12 protein-coding genes are annotated in these 16303 nt (G+C 54.2%); 9 read left to right on the top strand and 3 right to left on the bottom strand.

Translation table 11 applies throughout. The annotated features are described in order from the left end of the window. Nucleotides 1–57: 57 nt before the first annotated feature. From BKD14_RS00955 to BKD14_RS00915, 9 genes are all read left to right on the top strand, one after another. On the top strand, nucleotides 58–825 hold the full coding sequence (locus BKD14_RS00955; protein ID WP_075653945.1) for an alpha/beta hydrolase: 768 nt from the start codon (nucleotides 58–60) through the stop codon (nucleotides 823–825). 33 nt (nucleotides 826–858) lie between these two features. After that, complete coding sequence (locus tag BKD14_RS00950) at nucleotides 859–2004, top strand: benzoate/H(+) symporter BenE family transporter (protein ID WP_075653944.1); 1146 nt, start codon at nucleotides 859–861, stop codon at nucleotides 2002–2004. Between the two features lie 180 nt (nucleotides 2005–2184). Continuing rightward, the gene (locus BKD14_RS00945; protein WP_075653943.1) at nucleotides 2185–2616 is read left to right on the top strand and encodes a DUF2852 domain-containing protein; all 432 of its coding nucleotides are present in this window, start codon (nucleotides 2185–2187) and stop codon (nucleotides 2614–2616) included. Between the two features lie 102 nt (nucleotides 2617–2718). Further along, nucleotides 2719–3516 (top strand): SprT family zinc-dependent metalloprotease, encoded by a 798-nt coding sequence (locus tag BKD14_RS00940; RefSeq protein WP_075653942.1) that lies wholly within the window; start codon nucleotides 2719–2721, stop codon nucleotides 3514–3516. Nucleotides 3517–3583: 67 nt separating this feature from the next. Next, nucleotides 3584–4246, top strand: a complete 663-nt coding sequence (locus BKD14_RS00935) for a phosphoribosylanthranilate isomerase (RefSeq protein WP_075653941.1) — start codon at nucleotides 3584–3586, stop codon at nucleotides 4244–4246. A 49-nt stretch (nucleotides 4247–4295) separates the two neighbouring features. Continuing rightward, nucleotides 4296–5540 carry a tryptophan synthase subunit beta gene (gene trpB / locus BKD14_RS00930; protein ID WP_022709381.1) on the top strand — a complete coding sequence of 415 codons (1245 nt, stop codon included), beginning with the start codon at nucleotides 4296–4298 and terminating at the stop codon, nucleotides 5538–5540. Nucleotides 5541–5542: 2 nt separating this feature from the next. Continuing rightward, nucleotides 5543–6382 carry a tryptophan synthase subunit alpha gene (gene trpA, locus BKD14_RS00925; protein ID WP_075653940.1) on the top strand — a complete coding sequence of 280 codons (840 nt, stop codon included), beginning with the start codon at nucleotides 5543–5545 and terminating at the stop codon, nucleotides 6380–6382. Between the two features lie 130 nt (nucleotides 6383–6512). Further along, nucleotides 6513–7418 carry an acetyl-CoA carboxylase, carboxyltransferase subunit beta gene (gene accD, locus BKD14_RS00920; protein ID WP_075653939.1) on the top strand — a complete coding sequence of 302 codons (906 nt, stop codon included), beginning with the start codon at nucleotides 6513–6515 and terminating at the stop codon, nucleotides 7416–7418. A 262-nt stretch (nucleotides 7419–7680) separates the two neighbouring features. After that, the gene (locus BKD14_RS00915; protein ID WP_075653938.1) at nucleotides 7681–9018 is read left to right on the top strand and encodes a folylpolyglutamate synthase/dihydrofolate synthase family protein; all 1338 of its coding nucleotides are present in this window, start codon (nucleotides 7681–7683) and stop codon (nucleotides 9016–9018) included. A gap of 74 nt (nucleotides 9019–9092) precedes the next feature. Here BKD14_RS00915 and trxA read toward each other — a convergent pair whose 3' ends face one another. The 3 genes from trxA to addB form a co-directional block, all read right to left on the bottom strand. Then, nucleotides 9093–9413, bottom strand: a complete 321-nt coding sequence (gene trxA / locus BKD14_RS00910; RefSeq protein ID WP_022709960.1) for a thioredoxin — start codon at nucleotides 9411–9413, stop codon at nucleotides 9093–9095. A gap of 214 nt (nucleotides 9414–9627) precedes the next feature. Beyond that, complete coding sequence (gene addA / locus BKD14_RS00905; protein ID WP_075653937.1) at nucleotides 9628–13155, bottom strand: double-strand break repair helicase AddA; 3528 nt, start codon at nucleotides 13153–13155, stop codon at nucleotides 9628–9630. Next, entirely contained in the window at nucleotides 13155–16283 is a 3129-nt protein-coding gene (gene addB, locus BKD14_RS00900) for a double-strand break repair protein AddB (RefSeq protein ID WP_075653936.1), read from the bottom strand. The genes addA and addB overlap by 1 nt, the downstream gene beginning before the upstream one ends. Nucleotides 16284–16303 lie beyond the last annotated feature (20 nt).

Below are 16303 nucleotides of genomic sequence, written 5' to 3'. Positions count from 1 at the left end.
TTCGCCACCAAACAAAATTTATACGCCTAAACTTATAAGCATAGTCAGGAGCACCCCATGACCGATCAGGCCCCGCAGTTTCTTGATGTCAAAGGCACATCAATCGCCTTGCGTCACAGAAAAGGTGACAAAGCTCCCGGTCTTGTCTGGCTCGGCGGTTATTGCTCCGACATGCTCGGCGGCAAAGCCCAGCATCTCGATCAATGGGCGGAAGCGCATAATCATTCCATGCTGCGCTTTGACTATTCCGGCCATGGCGAATCCGGCGGTGAATTCAAAGACGGTACAATCTCGCTCTGGCTGGAACAGAGCCTTGCCACCTATCGCGCCTTCACAACCGGCCCGCAGATTCTAATCGGCTCCTCGATGGGCGGCTGGATTGCGCTGCGGATAGTGCAGGAACTCATCAAAGCCGGTGAAAAGCCTGCCGGTCTGATCCTGCTTGCCCCCGCTCCGGACTTCACACAGGCTCTGATAGAACCGGCGCTGACGGAAGATCAGAAGAACCAGCTTGAGCAAAAAGGCTATATGGAAGAGCCATCCGAATATTCACCACAGCCTTATATCTACACCAAAAATCTGATTGAGGATGGTCGTGCCAATCAGGTGCTCAACGGCATTATTGAAACCGGCTGCCCCGTGCATATTCTGCAAGGCATGGAAGACCCTGATGTGCCTTATGCCCATGCGCTGCGCCTCGTCGAACATCTGCCGGTTGATAATGTGACACTGACACTGATCCGCGACGGCGATCACCGCCTCTCGCGCCCACAGGATCTTGATTTGCTGACACGCACCGTGGAAGCCATGATCGCGCAAATATAACAATAAAAAGCCTGCAACAATCGGGAGGGGATCATGCGGTTTTCAGTGATAGCATCGGCTGCAGTTGCGGCTTTTGTTGGTTTTGGCGGCACTTTGGCGCTGATTATAGCGGCAGCAACAGCGCTTGGTGCAACGCAGGCCGAGACAGCAAGCTGGGTCACAGCCATATCGCTGGCTCTCGCCGTCTCATCCGGCTATCTCAGCTGGCGCTACCGCATTCCGATTATCACCGCATGGTCAACACCGGGTCTGGCGCTGATCGGTGCCAGTATCGGCTTCACCATGCAGGAAGCTGTCGGCGCATTCATCGTCACTGCTGTTGCAATTATCATCACCGGCCTGATCAAACCGGTGGCAAAATTTGTCGAGCGGATTCCCGCATCCATCGCCTCCGGAATGCTGGCCGGTGTTTTATCGAGCTTTGTGATCAATGCTGCCAAAACTTTGTCGCTTGACCCGTTGCTGGTCTTACCGCTGATCGGCTTGTTTCTGATTATCCGGCTGTATAATCCGGCTATGGCTGTCATCAGTGTGCTGATCGGCGGTGTGATTTTTGCGTTATTGATTGGCCGTGCGGATAATCTGCCGACACCGGAACTCTCCACTCTGACAATGATCGTGCCCGAATTCTCGCTATCTGCCATGATCGGGCTGGCATTGCCGCTTTATCTGGTGACGATGGCCTCGCAGAACCTGCCTGGTTTTGCTGTCTTACGCGCTGCCGGATATGAACCACCGACGGCGGCCTGTCTGCAAATGACGGGTCTTGTCTCGCTGATCTCAGCACCTTTCGGTGCGCATACCAGCAATATGGCAGCGATTTCAGCGGCAATCTGCACCGGTCATGATGCCCATCCCGATCCGAAACAGCGTTGGCTGACCGGTCCGTTCTATGCGCTGTGCTATCTGATTTTTGCGATTTTCGGCGCGTCACTGGTGGCAGTTTTTGCAGTGCTGCCACCGGCACTGATTATGCTGATTGCTGGTCTCGGCCTGATTGGTCCGTTCATCAACGCCTTGTCACTTGCTTTGAAAAACGAGCATGAGCGCTTTGCCGCTATTATCACTTTTGCCGTCACCGCTTCCGGTATTACAATCTTAGGCATCGGCTCGGCCTTCTGGGCGCTGATTGCCGGTTTAATCGTTGCCGGATCGGAATATCTTTCAAAATTCCGCTGAGAATTTAAAGCTTTGAAAAAGTTTAAAAATCAGTTCTGAAACACTGGTAAAACCGATATGCCAACTCCGTAAAAACACCGATTTTGCGGGGTTTTTCTTGAATTCCGGCTCCGTACACACCACGTATTTTAGCGATTGATGATTACTTCGGATCATCAAGCTGATTTACGGAGCCATCTCATGAACACATCCGCATTGATCCGTCCAGCCTGGACACCGGCAACAATTGCACTGATGGTCTTAGGCTTTATCTTTTTCTGGCCGCTTGGTCTTGCCATGCTGGCTTATATCATCTGGGGCGACCGTCTGCCCGGCGTGAAACGCGACATCAATCAGGCAACTGATGAATTTGTCGGCAAATGCCGCCGCAAAGGTCAGGATTTCTCCCGCTTCACCGGCGGCATGCAATCGACCGGCAACAGTGCCTTTGATGACTGGCGTGATGAAGAGTTGAAACGCCTTGATGAAGAACGCCGCAAGCTTGATGAAGCCCGTTCGGAATTTGAAGCGCATATTCGTGAACTGCGCCGCGCCCGCGACCGTGAAGAATTCGAACGCTTCATGGCTGAACGCTGCAAAAACACATCAAAAGATGATGTGATTGAGCTGTAACCAGCGCGCATATTTACACACTATCTCAGAGGCGCATCGGCAGATGCGCCTTTCTTATAGTTCCGCTTATAACTCCATTGGCGAATCACCTATGATCCCCGCATGATCCTGTCCTTGTTCCGCAAACCTCCGCTTAAAAAAGCAGCGAAAAAACAACCTGCTCCGAAAGCACTGCGTGCCGAGCGGGCTTATTCCGTTGCGGGACGCAGTCTGCCGCTGAGTGTCTGGGAAAATCCGCGCGCCAAAAGACTGACCCTGCGCATTGAAACCGGTGGCAAAGCTATCCGTGTTACCGTTCCGCCGCGCCTGCCGGAGCGCGAGCTTGATCTGTTTATCGCCCGCCATCACGGCTGGATTGAAGCTCAGATATCCAAAGTACCCGTCACGGTGCCTTTCATGGACGGCAGCACTATTCATATCCGTGGCATTGCGCACCGGATTGTGCATGAACCGGCAAAGCGTGGCACCACAAGGCAGGATCGCGATGAAAACGGTCAAGCAATACTGATCGTGCATGGCGATGCCCAGCATATGGGACGACGCATTGCCGACTATCTCAAAAAACTGGCCAAGCTTGATATTAACGGGCTGGTGCTGGTGCATACGGGGCGCATCGGTAAACCGGCAACTTCCGTGCGCTTTAAAGACACAACCAGTCGCTGGGGCTCCTGCACCTCGAAGGGGGATCTGGCATTCTCATGGCGTATTATGATGGCACCGGCAGAGGTGATCAATTATCTGGTCGCTCATGAGGTTGCCCATCTGATCGAAATGAATCACGGGCCGGACTTCTGGGCGCTTTGCACCAGACTCTGCCCTGATACACCAACATCAAGGGCATGGCTCAAACGGCATGGCAGTGCGCTCCATGCGGTTTCCTTTGCCTCAGTGACGGATTAAGCTGTCCCTATGGCTTTTTACGCGCTAAACTCCATACTTACTCAATAAACAGTCTGAAATTAAGCAAATGTCCTCCTCCGCTATTGAAGTTAAAATCTGCGGCCTGAAAACGCCGGAAGCCGTGGAAACCGTCCTGAAAAACGGCGCCAGCCATATCGGTTTCATCTTTTTCCCGAAAAGCCCGCGTCATCTCGAGCCTGCACAAGCAGCCAGGCTTGCCGCTGCTGCCCGTGGCAAAGCCAAAATCGTCGCTGTAACTGTGAATGCGGATGATGCGCAGCTGGATGAAATTGTCGCTGTGCTGCAGCCGGATATTCTGCAATTGCACGGCAATGAAACACCGAAACGGGTGGCTCAGGTGAAGCAGCGCTACGGCCTGCCGGTGATGAAAGCCTTTTCCATCCGCGAAAACAGTGATTTTGATGTGGTTGCCCCCTATCAGGGCATTGCAGACCGTTTTCTGTTTGACGCAAAGGCACCAAAGGGTTCAGAACTGCCGGGCGGCAATGGTGTCTCTTTTGACTGGAACCTTCTGAAAGCACGGCAGGATCTGGGCAATTACATGCTTTCAGGCGGTCTGAACGCAGAAAACATTAATGTGGCTCTTGCCAAAACAGGCAGCTTTGCTATCGACATTTCATCAGGTGTTGAAAGCGAGCCGGGCAAAAAAGACATCAAACTGATTGATGCATTTTTTGCAGCCGTGCGTGAAGCAAGCAATACAAAATAAGACTGCCTTATCAGGCATCCATTTGAATCAAAGATCGGAAGCATATCTCATGTCGAGCGAGCTCAATTCTTTCAAAACCGGGCCGAATGAAGACGGCATGTTTGGTATTTACGGCGGGCGTTTCGTTGCTGAAACCCTGATGCCGCTGATCCTCGATCTGCAGGCTGCCTATGATGCGGCCAAAGAAGATCCTGAATTCAAAGCCGAATTGCAGGCGCTCTCCACCCATTATGCCGGTCGCCCTTCCAAGCTCTATTATGCTGAAGGTCTGACCCGCTATGTGCGTGAACAGGCGCAAGCCAAGGGCGGCAAAGGCGGCGCGAAGATTTATTTCAAACGCGAAGACCTGAACCATACCGGCAGCCACAAGATCAATAACTGCCTCGGCCAGATTTTGCTTGCCAAGCGTATGGGCAAAACCCGCATTATTGCGGAAACCGGCGCCGGTCAGCACGGCGTTGCTTCGGCAACCGTTGCAGCCCGCTTTGGTCTGCCATGCGTGGTCTATATGGGCGCAACCGACGTTGAACGCCAGAAGCCGAATGTGTTCCGCATGAAACTGCTCGGTGCAAAGGTCAATGCCGTGACCGCCGGTAACGGCACGCTGAAAGACGCGATGAATGAAGCCCTGCGTGACTGGGTTACCAATGTAGAAGACACCTATTACCTGATCGGCACGGCGGCCGGCCCGCATCCGTATCCGGAAATGGTGCGTGATTTTCAGGCCGTGATCGGCACCGAAGCCCGTGAACAGATGCTGGAACGTGAAGGCCGTCTGCCGGATGCGATTATTGCGGCTGTCGGCGGCGGTTCCAATGCGATCGGCCTGTTCCATCCGTTCCTTGATGACACATCAGTTAAAATCTACGGTGTTGAAGCCGGTGGCCTTGGTCTGGATGGTGACAAGCATTGCGCTTCCATGACCGCAGGTAATCCGGGCGTGTTGCATGGCAACCGCACTTACTTGCTGCAGAATGAAGATGGCCAGATTCTTGAAGGCCACTCGGTTTCTGCCGGTCTCGACTATCCGGGTGTGGGTCCTGAACATTCATGGTTGAAAGATACCGGTCGCGTGAATTACGTGCCAATTATGGATGATGAAGCGCTCGAAGCTTTCCAGATCACCACCCGCACGGAAGGCATTATTCCGGCACTGGAATCCTCCCATGCGATTGCACAGGCTCTGAAGCTGGCACCGGAAATGGATCAGGATCAGATCATGATCGTCAATCTCTCCGGCCGCGGTGATAAAGACGTGCACACAGTCGGCGAAATTCTCGGAATGGAAATGTAATCATGACAAAACGTATGGATGAGAAATTCGCGGCACTTCGCGCTGAGGGACGCCCTGCGCTGGTCACTTATTTCATGGGCGGTGATCCTGATTACGCAACATCGGTTGAAATCATGAAAGCCCTGCCAAAGGCCGGTGCTGATGTGATTGAAATCGGCATGGCCTTCTCCGATCCGATGGCAGACGGTCCTGCCATTCAGGCCGCAGCCCTGCGCGCACTGCATGCAGGCCAGACTTTGCCGAAGGCTCTGCAAATGGTGCGTGATTTCCGCGTGAGCGATGACACAACACCGATCGTGCTGATGGGGTATTACAACCCGATCTATATTTACGGTGTTGAGCGCTTCATCAAAGATGCCCTGGAAGCCGGTATTGATGGCCTGATCGTTGTTGATCTGCCGCCGGAAATGGACGAAGAACTTTGCATTCCGGCGATTAAAGCCGGCATCAATTTCATTCGTCTGGCTACCCCGACAACAGATGAAAAGCGTCTGCCGAAAGTGCTCGAAAACACGTCCGGTTTTGTCTATTACGTGTCGATGAACGGTATTACCGGTTCGGCTCTGGCAGATACAGCACAGGTCAGTGAAGCTGTTGCACGGATTAAAAGCCATACAGACCTGCCGGTTTGCGTCGGCTTTGGTGTCCGCTCAGGCGAACAGGCCAAAGCAATCGGTGCATCGGCTGACGGCGTGGTTGTCGGCTCCGCGATCGTGGCTGCCATTGCCGCCACATTGGATGCCAATGACAAGGTTCAGGGTGATCCTGTTGCTGCCGCAACGGCTGTTGTCAGCGAGCTTGCATCCGGTGTTCGCAGCGCCCGCCTTGCTCCTGCCCAATAAGCAGCGTAAAATAGATAATTAAGCTTGCCGGAGTAATCCGGCATTCTTTGTGTTCTGAATTTTGCGCTTTAAGCGCAATTTGGTATAAGAGCACAAAGACTTCAGGAATTAAGAACAACGGAAAGCCCATATGAACTGGATTACGAATTATGTCCGTCCGAAGCTCAACTCCATGCTGGGGCGTCGGGATATGCCGGAGAATCTCTGGATCAAGGACCCGTCAACCGGTGAAATGGTGTTTCACAAAGATCTGGAAAGCAATCAGTGGGTGATCCCTGCTTCCGGCCATCATATGCGCATTCCGGCCAAAGACCGCCTGCGCTTCTTCTTTGATGAAGGCAAATATGAAGTTCTGGAAAACCCTAAAGTTGCAACAGATCCGCTGAAATTCCGCGATGAAAAGAAATATGTTGATCGTCTGAAGGACTATCGTAACCGCACGCAGCAGGATGATTGCATCATCAATGCGCTGGGTACGATTGAAGATCTGCCGATTGTTGCCACCGTTCAGGACTTCGCTTTCATGGGCGGCTCCCTCGGTATGGCTGCCGGTGATGCGATCATCAAAGCAGCAGAAACAGCCATTGCGAAGAAACGTCCTCTGGTTCTGTTCACCGCTTCCGGCGGTGCGCGTATGCAGGAAGGCATCCTGTCACTGATGCAGATGCCGCGCACAACTGTTGCCGTGGAAATGCTCAAAGAAGCAGGCTTGCCTTATATCGTGGTTCTGACCAACCCGACATTTGGTGGTGTAACCGCTTCTTATGCCATGCTCGGCGATGTTCATATTGCTGAACCGGGCACAATGATCGGTTTTGCCGGTGCACGCGTGATTGAACAGACGATCCGTGAAAAGCTGCCGGAAGGCTTCCAGAGCGCGGAATATCTGCTGGATCACGGTATGATTGATATGGTGGTTTCTCGTCTTGAGATGAAAGAAACCGTTGCCCGTATTCTGAAAATCATGATGAAGCAGCCTGCAGCCGAAGCAAAACCCGCTATTGCTGAAGATGCTGCACGCGCGGCCTCTGCCTGACGGATTTATCCTGACCGGCAGAGTTTTTTGCCGGTAAGATGACTTTTCGCGCCGCTAAACCAGCGGCGCGTTTTCTTTTATAAGTACCCTGTTGCAAAACAGACCGCAAACTGGTCAGTTCATCTGCGATTATCAGAGCGTATCCCGAAAAGTGTGAAGCGCCTTCGCAGGGAAATCAGTTCACTGGACTGATTTCTTTTCCTGCTTCGATTGGGATAAGATACGCGTAAAAGCAAATAGATAGAGCACTTCCGGATCTGCCATGACACAAAATCCCACCGCCGCACATCGTATTGAACGCCTTCTGGAAAAACACCCGAAGGGTTTTGATCTGTCACTTGAGCGCATCAGCCGCCTGCTGGAAGCGCTGGGCAATCCGCAGGATAAGTTGCCGCCAATCATCCATATTGCCGGCACCAACGGCAAGGGTTCAGCCACAGCTTTCGCCCGTGCGCTTCTGGAGGCGGAAGGGCTGGCCGTGCATGTGCACACCTCCCCGCATCTGGTGAACTGGCATGAGCGCTATCGTCTGGGGCGCAAAGGCGAGGCTGGCCAGCTGGTTGATGATGCAACGTTGTCGGATGCCGTTGCACGGGTAACAGAGGCGAATGGTGAGCATATGATCACCGTCTTCGAGCTTCTGACCGCCGTGACCTTTGTTCTTTTCGCCGAGCATCCGGCAGATGCAGTTATTCTGGAGGTTGGTCTTGGCGGACGCTTTGACGCCACCAATGTCATCACCAAACCAGCCGTATCGCTGATTATGCCGGTATCACTCGATCACCAGTCCTATCTCGGCGATAAAGTCGAAATCATTGCCGCTGAAAAAGCCGGAATTATCAAACGCGGTTGTCCGGTGGTGATCGGCTTCCAGAGCAGCGATGATGCCCGTCAGGTGATGATTGATATTGCTGACCGTTTGCGTTGTCCGCTGAGCGTTTTCGGGCAGGATTTCCTTGCCTATCAGGAACATGGCCGCATGGTCTATCAGGATGAGAGCGGATTGATTGATTTGCCGCTGCCTCGTCTCCCAGGCCGTCACCAGATTGCCAATGCAGCGGCAGCGATCAAAGCCGTGCGCGAAGCCGGTTTCGCGTTAAGCGATCAGGCGGTTGAAAAAGCCATGACATCCGTGACATGGCCTGCGCGCATGCAGCGCCTGACACAGGGTGACCTGATGCGTTTTGCTCCTGAAAAGGCTGAAGTCTGGCTTGATGGCGGGCATAATCCGGGTGCAGGCGTGGTCATTGCCGAGGCGCTTGCCGAACTTGAAGAACGCGATCCGCGTCCGCTTTATCTGATTACCGGTATGATCAATACCAAAGATCCGGTCGGTTATTTTGAAGCTTTCACCGGTATGGCCAGACAGGTCTATACGGTAGCAATCAGCTCCAGCGATTCCGGCATCGACCATGAAACGCTGGCTGATGCGGCACGCAGAGCCGGTCTGGAAGCTCTGCCGGTTGCCAGTGTTGCTGAAGGGCTCAAAGCCATCAAAGAACAAGTCAAAGATGAGGTGATCGCACCGCGCATTCTGATCGGCGGCTCACTATATCTGGCAGGCGATGTGCTGGCAGCAAATAACACACCGCCGCAATAGCACTGATCTGTATCAATAAAAAAGCCCCGCATGAGCACTCATGCGGGGCTTTTTTTTGATAATGCTTAATCTGATTAAGCCGAAGCTTTAATCCAGTCGGCCAGACGGCTCTTTGGTGCAGCACCAACCATATTGGCAGCGATTTCACCATTTTTGAACATCAGCAATGTCGGGATGGAACGTACGCCATATTGCGCAGCCAGTTCCGGATTTTCATCGATATTCACTTTAGCGATCTTCACCTGTCCGGACATTTCCGATGAAATTTCTTCCAGAGCCGGTGCAATCATTTTGCAAGGTCCGCACCATTCCGCCCAGAAATCCACCACAACCGGCTCAGAAGCTTTCAGCACATCGGATTCGAAATTGCTATTGTCAATTTTAACGGTCGCCATAGGCTTTCCTCTTTCGCTGTTACAGGCCAAAACCTGCTATGAAATTCATTATTAGCTGATATGTGGTGTCATTGTGATGAAAGGTCAATATAAAGTAGTTTCAGGAAAAGTGGGAACCGCCTTCGCACGGAAAACAGTCCACAGGACTATTTTCTTTTTCCCACTTCGATCCGTCCGAAACTACGATAATAAAAGAGTTTTCGAAGCGACCTCTTCATACAGCCTTGCCCAGAGCAATCAGTGCCTGTTCCATCACATCCTCATCCAGCACAATCAGATGCGGCCCTTCAGTGAACAGCAATGCAGCCTCAACACGTTTATGCGGATAAAGCGGCTCAACCAGCGCGCGATACAGTGCAAGCTGAGTGATATAGGCCTGCGGCACTTCCTGCTGCGTGCGGGCTGGCGGACGGTTGCTTTTATAATCGACAATCAGCACACGGTCTTCTTCAACACAAATCCGGTCGATCTGGCCTGAGACAACCTGTTCCTTGCCGCGCAGCTGCAGCTTACCCATCAATGAGACTTCCGCTTTGGAAGCGGGTGAAAATACCGCAGCAAATTGCGGATCATTCAGAATAGTACTGACCGCTGCCAGTACTTTTTCACGTTGTGATTCATGCCAATCGCCGGCAGCAATATTCAGATAACGCCGCGCCGCCTGCTCGCGTTGTTCCGCAGGCAAATCCGGCAGGCGCTGCAACAATGTGTGGATCACTGTACCGCGCTGTAAACCAAAACTGCGGCCACCGCCCTCACTTTGTGCGCCCTGCTCCAGAACGGGCGAACCGCTGCGTACAACCTGCTCCGCATCAGCCTCAATCAGTGCAGAGGCACCGGATGGCGTCAGCGGACGTGGCAGCCCCTGTTCCGGCTCCAGCGGCCTGCGATAATGGTCAGGCAGCGGCGGATAGGCGGTCTCAGCCGTATCCGCTTTGTCTTGTATTTCCAATGCTGCCAGTTCTGTCTTGCGATAACGCCGCGCACTCACACCCTCAACCGGATGATCATAGGCCACGGCCTCATCACCCAGCCCGTCAGAGGTCAGTTTCAGCCATGTGTTTTCGCTCTCGCGCTCACCGCGATAGCCGCACAGGATCAGCCGGTCTTCGGCGCGGGTCATACCCACATAAAGCAGACGGCGATATTCTTCCTCAGAGCGGGTTTTAAGCTCTTCCAGCAGCTCCGCAGTAAAACCAGTACCGTAATCGCTTTTCGGCAGCCAGAGAAAGCCTTTGCCCTCATAACCGTCCGGCTCAGCCATATCAAAGCTCAACAGCTTTGGTGCACGCCCTGCCGACCATGCGGCATTGCCGGGATCAACCATGAAAACCACAGCCGCTTCCAGCCCCTTGGAGGCATGCACCGTCATGATACGCACTTCATCGCGGTTCTGATCCAGCTCGCGCTTGATTTCCGGTGAAGCCGCTTCCAGTGTTTCCAAAAAGGCCTGTAACCCTGGCAGACCACTGCGCTCGGTTGCCAATGCGTAATTCTGGAATTCGTCGATCACATCACCGGCTTCCGGCCCGAGCCGCGCCAGCAATTTACGCCGTCCGCCATCCTGTCCGAGAATACGGGCATAGAACTCAAAGACCGGCATTGTATCGGCCATATTGCGCCAGCGACGCAGTTTTGTGTACAGCACCTGCCATGCGCCCGCATCCGGTGCATCGCTGTCCCCCAGCTTCTCCATGGCGGCATAAAGCGTCTGCTTGGTGCCGCGCGGCTGCGCAAGACGATAAAGCTGCTCCTCGGTCAAACCAAAGAGCGGGCTTTTTAGTACACTTGCCAGTGACAGATCATCCGCCGGTTGCAGTACAAAACGTCCGACAGCCATCAGGTCTTTAATTCCGATATGGCTGGTCAGGCGCAGACGGTCAGCACCGGCCACCGGCACACCGCGATTTTTCAAGGCACGGGAAAGTGCGGGCATGAACAGATCACGCTTGCGTACCAGCACCATAATATCGCGCGGCTCCATGCGCCGCCCCTTGCCATGGATCGGCTCGCCTGTATCCAGCCAATGACGTATAGTGGTGGCAATCTGCTCAGCCAGCTTGACGGCCGGTGCAGGTAACTGGTCGATCGGTGTACGCCAGTCCTCAACCTCTTCAACCTTTTCCGGCGTAAGAATATCCCAGACCTCAACCTCACCGGCGTCATTGGAACGGATCGCCGCATGAACGGTTGGCTGCCGCTCAATGCCAAGTCCACGAAAAGCCTCTTCACGCGAAAATACCGTATCCACCGCCGACAATACATCCGGTGTGGAGCGGAAAGAGAAGTTGAGACTGACTTTTTCAAAGCTCAATTCCGCACGCGCTGCCATGCGCGAAACAGCTTTACCAGTCGCAGCAAAATCCTCAGGCCGTGCGCCCTGAAAGGAATAAATCGACTGTTTCTCATCGCCCACTGCGAAAAGGGTACGGCGCACATCACGCTGCCCCGAGCCGGAAAAGAACTCAGCAGAGAGCATATTGATAACCTGCCACTGCTCAGGGCTGGTATCCTGCGCCTCATCCACCAGAATATGGTCGATACCGCGATCAAGCTTATACTGCACCCACATGCCTGCACCGTTGCGTGACAGCAGTGAGACGGTGCGGTTGATCAGATCATCAAAGTCCAGAAGTCCACGATTGCGCTTCATCTTCTCATAGCGCGACAGCAGATCATCAATCAGTGTGAAGGCCGCAAGGTTGAGCCGGATCAGCTTCAGCAGTTTAAGCCGGTCGAGCCCTTCATAAATATCGGCAGCGACACGGTTAAAGTCGTCTTCGAAATCCGGTAGTTCCGCTTTAACCGCAGCGGTTGCCACCCATGAGCCGTTTTTCGGCTCACCTGTGGATTTGAGAAATGCCTTGCGCAGAATCTCCTGCATTTGTGCCGGTGTGGTCTGCGGTTTAATCATCCGCAATTGCAGCACCACATCCTGCGCACGGGCAGCAGGCTTGCGCAGGTTCATCACCGCATCCAGCACATCTTCGGAAAACTCAGCCACCGGCCAGAGATCGGAGAGAATATCGGCTTCAGTGTCTTCCGGATCAAAGCCGAAATGACGGTAGAAAACATCCTGACGGGTTTCCGCGACACCGGTCTGCCGTATAAATCCATGCAAGGCATGGCGCTTGGACACCGCTTCATCCAGCAGATTTTCCAACCCCATTTCACCGGCGGTTTCCAGCACGGTGGCAAAAGCTTCAGCCAGACCCGCATGGGCAGAGGTGGAGGCCACTTCCAGCAATTGCCGCCGTGCTTCCCCTACCAGTGCCGTCTGCATCATATCGTCGAGCATTTCAAAATGACCGGCAATATTCGCTTCGAGCGGAAACTGGTGCAGGATGGATTCACAAAAAGCATGAATGGTCTGAATTTTCAAACCACCCGGCGTTTCCAAAGCGCGGGCAAACAAACGCCGAGCGATTTCAAGACGGATCGCATCGGGTTCACGTTTTTCCAGATCTTTGAGTTTTTTGCTCAATCCCTCATCATCCAGCACTGCCCATTCCGACAGGCGCTGGAAAACACGGTTCTGCATCACAGCCGCTGCGGCTTTGGTATAGGTCAGACAAAGGATTTTAGACGGGTCTGTGCCCTCCAGCAGCAGCCGGATCACCCGCTCTGTCAAAACATGGGTTTTGCCGGAACCGGCATTAGCCGATACCCAGACAGAATCATAAGGGTTCGCAGCCTTGGCCTGCGCATCAATGGTTTCCTGCGGGATGATTTTAGGTTTCATTATGCATCTCCGCCTTCGTCTGCTCCGCCCGCCGACCACTCCAGAACCCGCGCCAGATGATCATAATCACCCGTCAGATCACTTTCACGGAACGGCAAGGCACGGGAACGATAGCCCTGCTCCTCGCGATTATATTCCGTCAGCAATTCACCAAGACGCGTCCACGATTCTTCACCCAATTCCACAGCGGTTTTCACGCTGGCGCCGCGATCCGTACTGAGAATGGATTCCGGCTTGAGCCTTCCGCCGCCCTGCAAGCGCACATAGAGCAAATCCTGTGCATCGCTCTGGCCGATCTCTTTAAAGGCACCGCGCCTAAGCAAGGCCGCTTCCAGTGCCAGCTGTGGGGACAACAGCACATGAGCCTGACGCACTGATGGGGTCGAGCCGGTCTTATAGTCGATCACTACCGTCGTGCCGTCACGCATCACATCAATACGGTCAGCACGGCCAGACAATGTTACGGCCAGCGGCTCGACAACCGCTTTTGCCGATGAAATCTCCGCATGGCGCTCACGCACATAAGGCGCGCGCTCGCGCTCCCAGTGCAAGAACTCCGGTATCAGCGCGGTAAAACGCGGCCACCACACGGCTTCTATCTCCGGCGGCAGATCAGCATCAGTGAAAGCACCACGCCCGATTTCCAGTAATTCTTCTTCCGCCTGCGGTGACAGAGGGTCAATATCGCGGCGGGTAAATTCGCCGAGAATGTCATGAAACAATGTTCCGCGCTCAGCCGCTGCCGGATCACGGATCAGTGGTTCCAGTGCACGAAGACGCAAAATTTTCTTCGCATAGATCGCATAAGGATCGCGGCGCAGTGTTTCAATTTCCGTAACCGAGAAATGTTTCGGTCGCGCATCCACCGGCGGCTTTGGCTCCGGACGAGAGACAAACGGCACATCGGGACTGACATCGAGCAGACGTGCCCAGTGCAGATATTTGCCGCCGCGTTCACGCATGGCATCCGTTACAGCTTTACCCGTTACCGTTTCCAGACGCAGCAACCAGCGCGACGGTACAGTCGGCGCATTTTCAGAGCGCTGTGAGCGGGAGAAAATCACCTGCTCCATACCCGTTGCCATGGCAAAATCATGCGCGGCCAAACCGGTACGCACTTCCGGCGGATCAAGCGCGATCATGCCTTTCATCGGGCGCGACATGAACGGATCATTGCGGGTTTTCGCCGGCCAGATCCCCTCATTCAACCCGCCGACAATCACCGTATCAACCGTCTGAAGACGCGCCTCCAGCGCCCCCCAGATAAACACACGCGGATGGCCGCCCGGATGCGGCTTAACTGTTTCATTGGCCAGCAGTGCTTCAAACATATCCGGCCATTCTTCCGGCAGAAAATCCAACCCTGTATCAGCGGCAATCAACTGGCGCAGAAATGCACTGAACTGCTCGCCCTGCTGCCCCTGATAGAGCAGATGCACCGTATCATCGATATCGCGCGCCAGATTTTCCAGTGCCTCAACACTTGCCCGCATGATCTGCGGTACTTCAATGCGCGCCTGAATGCGGATGAGATTGGTCAGCGGTGCCACAGCTGCAGTCATAGCCGCACAGAAACTCTGCAACTGAAGTAGCTCTGCCGCCGCAATATTATCCTGCCATGCCGGTTCATAAGGCTTGGCGGAGGCTTCCATCATCTTCTGTTCAAGAAAGCCCGGCAGATCGGCAATATCCGCCCTGCCCGTACCACCGCGTAACGCGACCAGTTCCAGCATTTCCGCGGCACGACGCAGATCACCGCGCTTTTGTCCCAGCCGCACCAGCGGATGCTTGGCCAGTGCCAGCAGCGCCACCGGATCACCTGGCTCAAATACACAGGTAATCAGCAGGCGCAGCAGAATAACCGCTTCCGTATCGCGCAGGAGTTTACCGCCGGAATCATCCGCATCAATGCCGAAACGGGTGAGTTCCAGCACCACACGCCGCGCCAGATTACGGTCAACGGTCACCAGCGCGGCGGTTTTATCCGGCGCTTCAATCGCATCCCGCAAAGCCAGTGCCACTGCCAGCGCTTCTTCGCGCTCATTGGCGGTTTCGATCAGTGCCACATTCTGCATCGCATCGCGCACAGCCTGTGCATCGAGCTTTAAATGCCCCCATAGATCGGTGGTTTCTGCCGGACGCAGTGCCTCACTGACAATGCGCTCGCGCATACGCTTAGCCGGATTCGTAATTTCCAGATGCTGCACATCGTCACGGCGGCATTGCATCTGATCCAGAAGCTTGCGCAACCCATATTGCGGATGGCCATAGGTGGACGGATTATTCAGCCCGTCGGCAAGCAAGGTCCACGCTTTTTCGTCCAGATCACGATCCAGCCCCGGAAACACCACGGCACCTTTTGGAAGGCGGGCAATCGTTGCTACCAGTTTTGCCGTTGCCGGAATAGAACCGGTGGAACCGGCGACAATCACAGGGCCTTGCGGCGGATTTTTCTGCATCCGCTGCGTTTCAAATTCAATCAGCCAGTTGCGGTGCTGTGAAGCATTGGAGCGGTTGCGCTCAGCCAAAACATCCGGCCAGATTTTGGTGACAATTTCCAGAAATTGCAGTGTCACCCGCCACCAGTCGGCAAGCTCTTCCGGTGCGATCAGACCAAGTTCGCTCCAGCTCGCGCCCTCTGTCTCCACCTGATCCATCAGTCGCACCAGATCGCGCGCCAGCCAGATAGCATCAGCAGTCGTTGCCGGAATGGCAATATCCTCTGCACCGAACATGGCACGAATATGCGACGGCAGGCTTTCGCGCCACGGGCGGATCAACTGCGCTAGCAATAATAGTCGTTCCGGCTCACTCATCGGCGGGGCAAGCTGGAGAAACTCTTCCGCAGCACTGTCAAACAGCGCGGCACTTTCTTCCACATCACCCAGCGGGCGGATAGACGGCAAAAGAGCGGCATTAGCCGGATTCCGGTCAACCAGCAAAGCACGCAAGGCACGGGAAGCACGGCGTGTCGGCACATAGATCACCGCGTCGGCCAGAGCCAGCGGATTGCCTGCATCGGCACCAAAGCCTTCGATCAACTCACCATTCAGCAAAGCATCGGCAAAACGCGGCAGAAATGGTGTTCCCGATGCAATCGAATAAAGACGCGGACGCCGCTCGCTCATAGACCCGTCTCCCTAAACTG

It is taken from the genome of Pseudochrobactrum sp. B5 (assembly GCF_001939785.1).
GTDB lineage: Bacteria > Pseudomonadota > Alphaproteobacteria > Rhizobiales > Rhizobiaceae > Pseudochrobactrum > Pseudochrobactrum saccharolyticum.
This window is presented reverse-complemented; position numbering and strand designations above follow the sequence as displayed.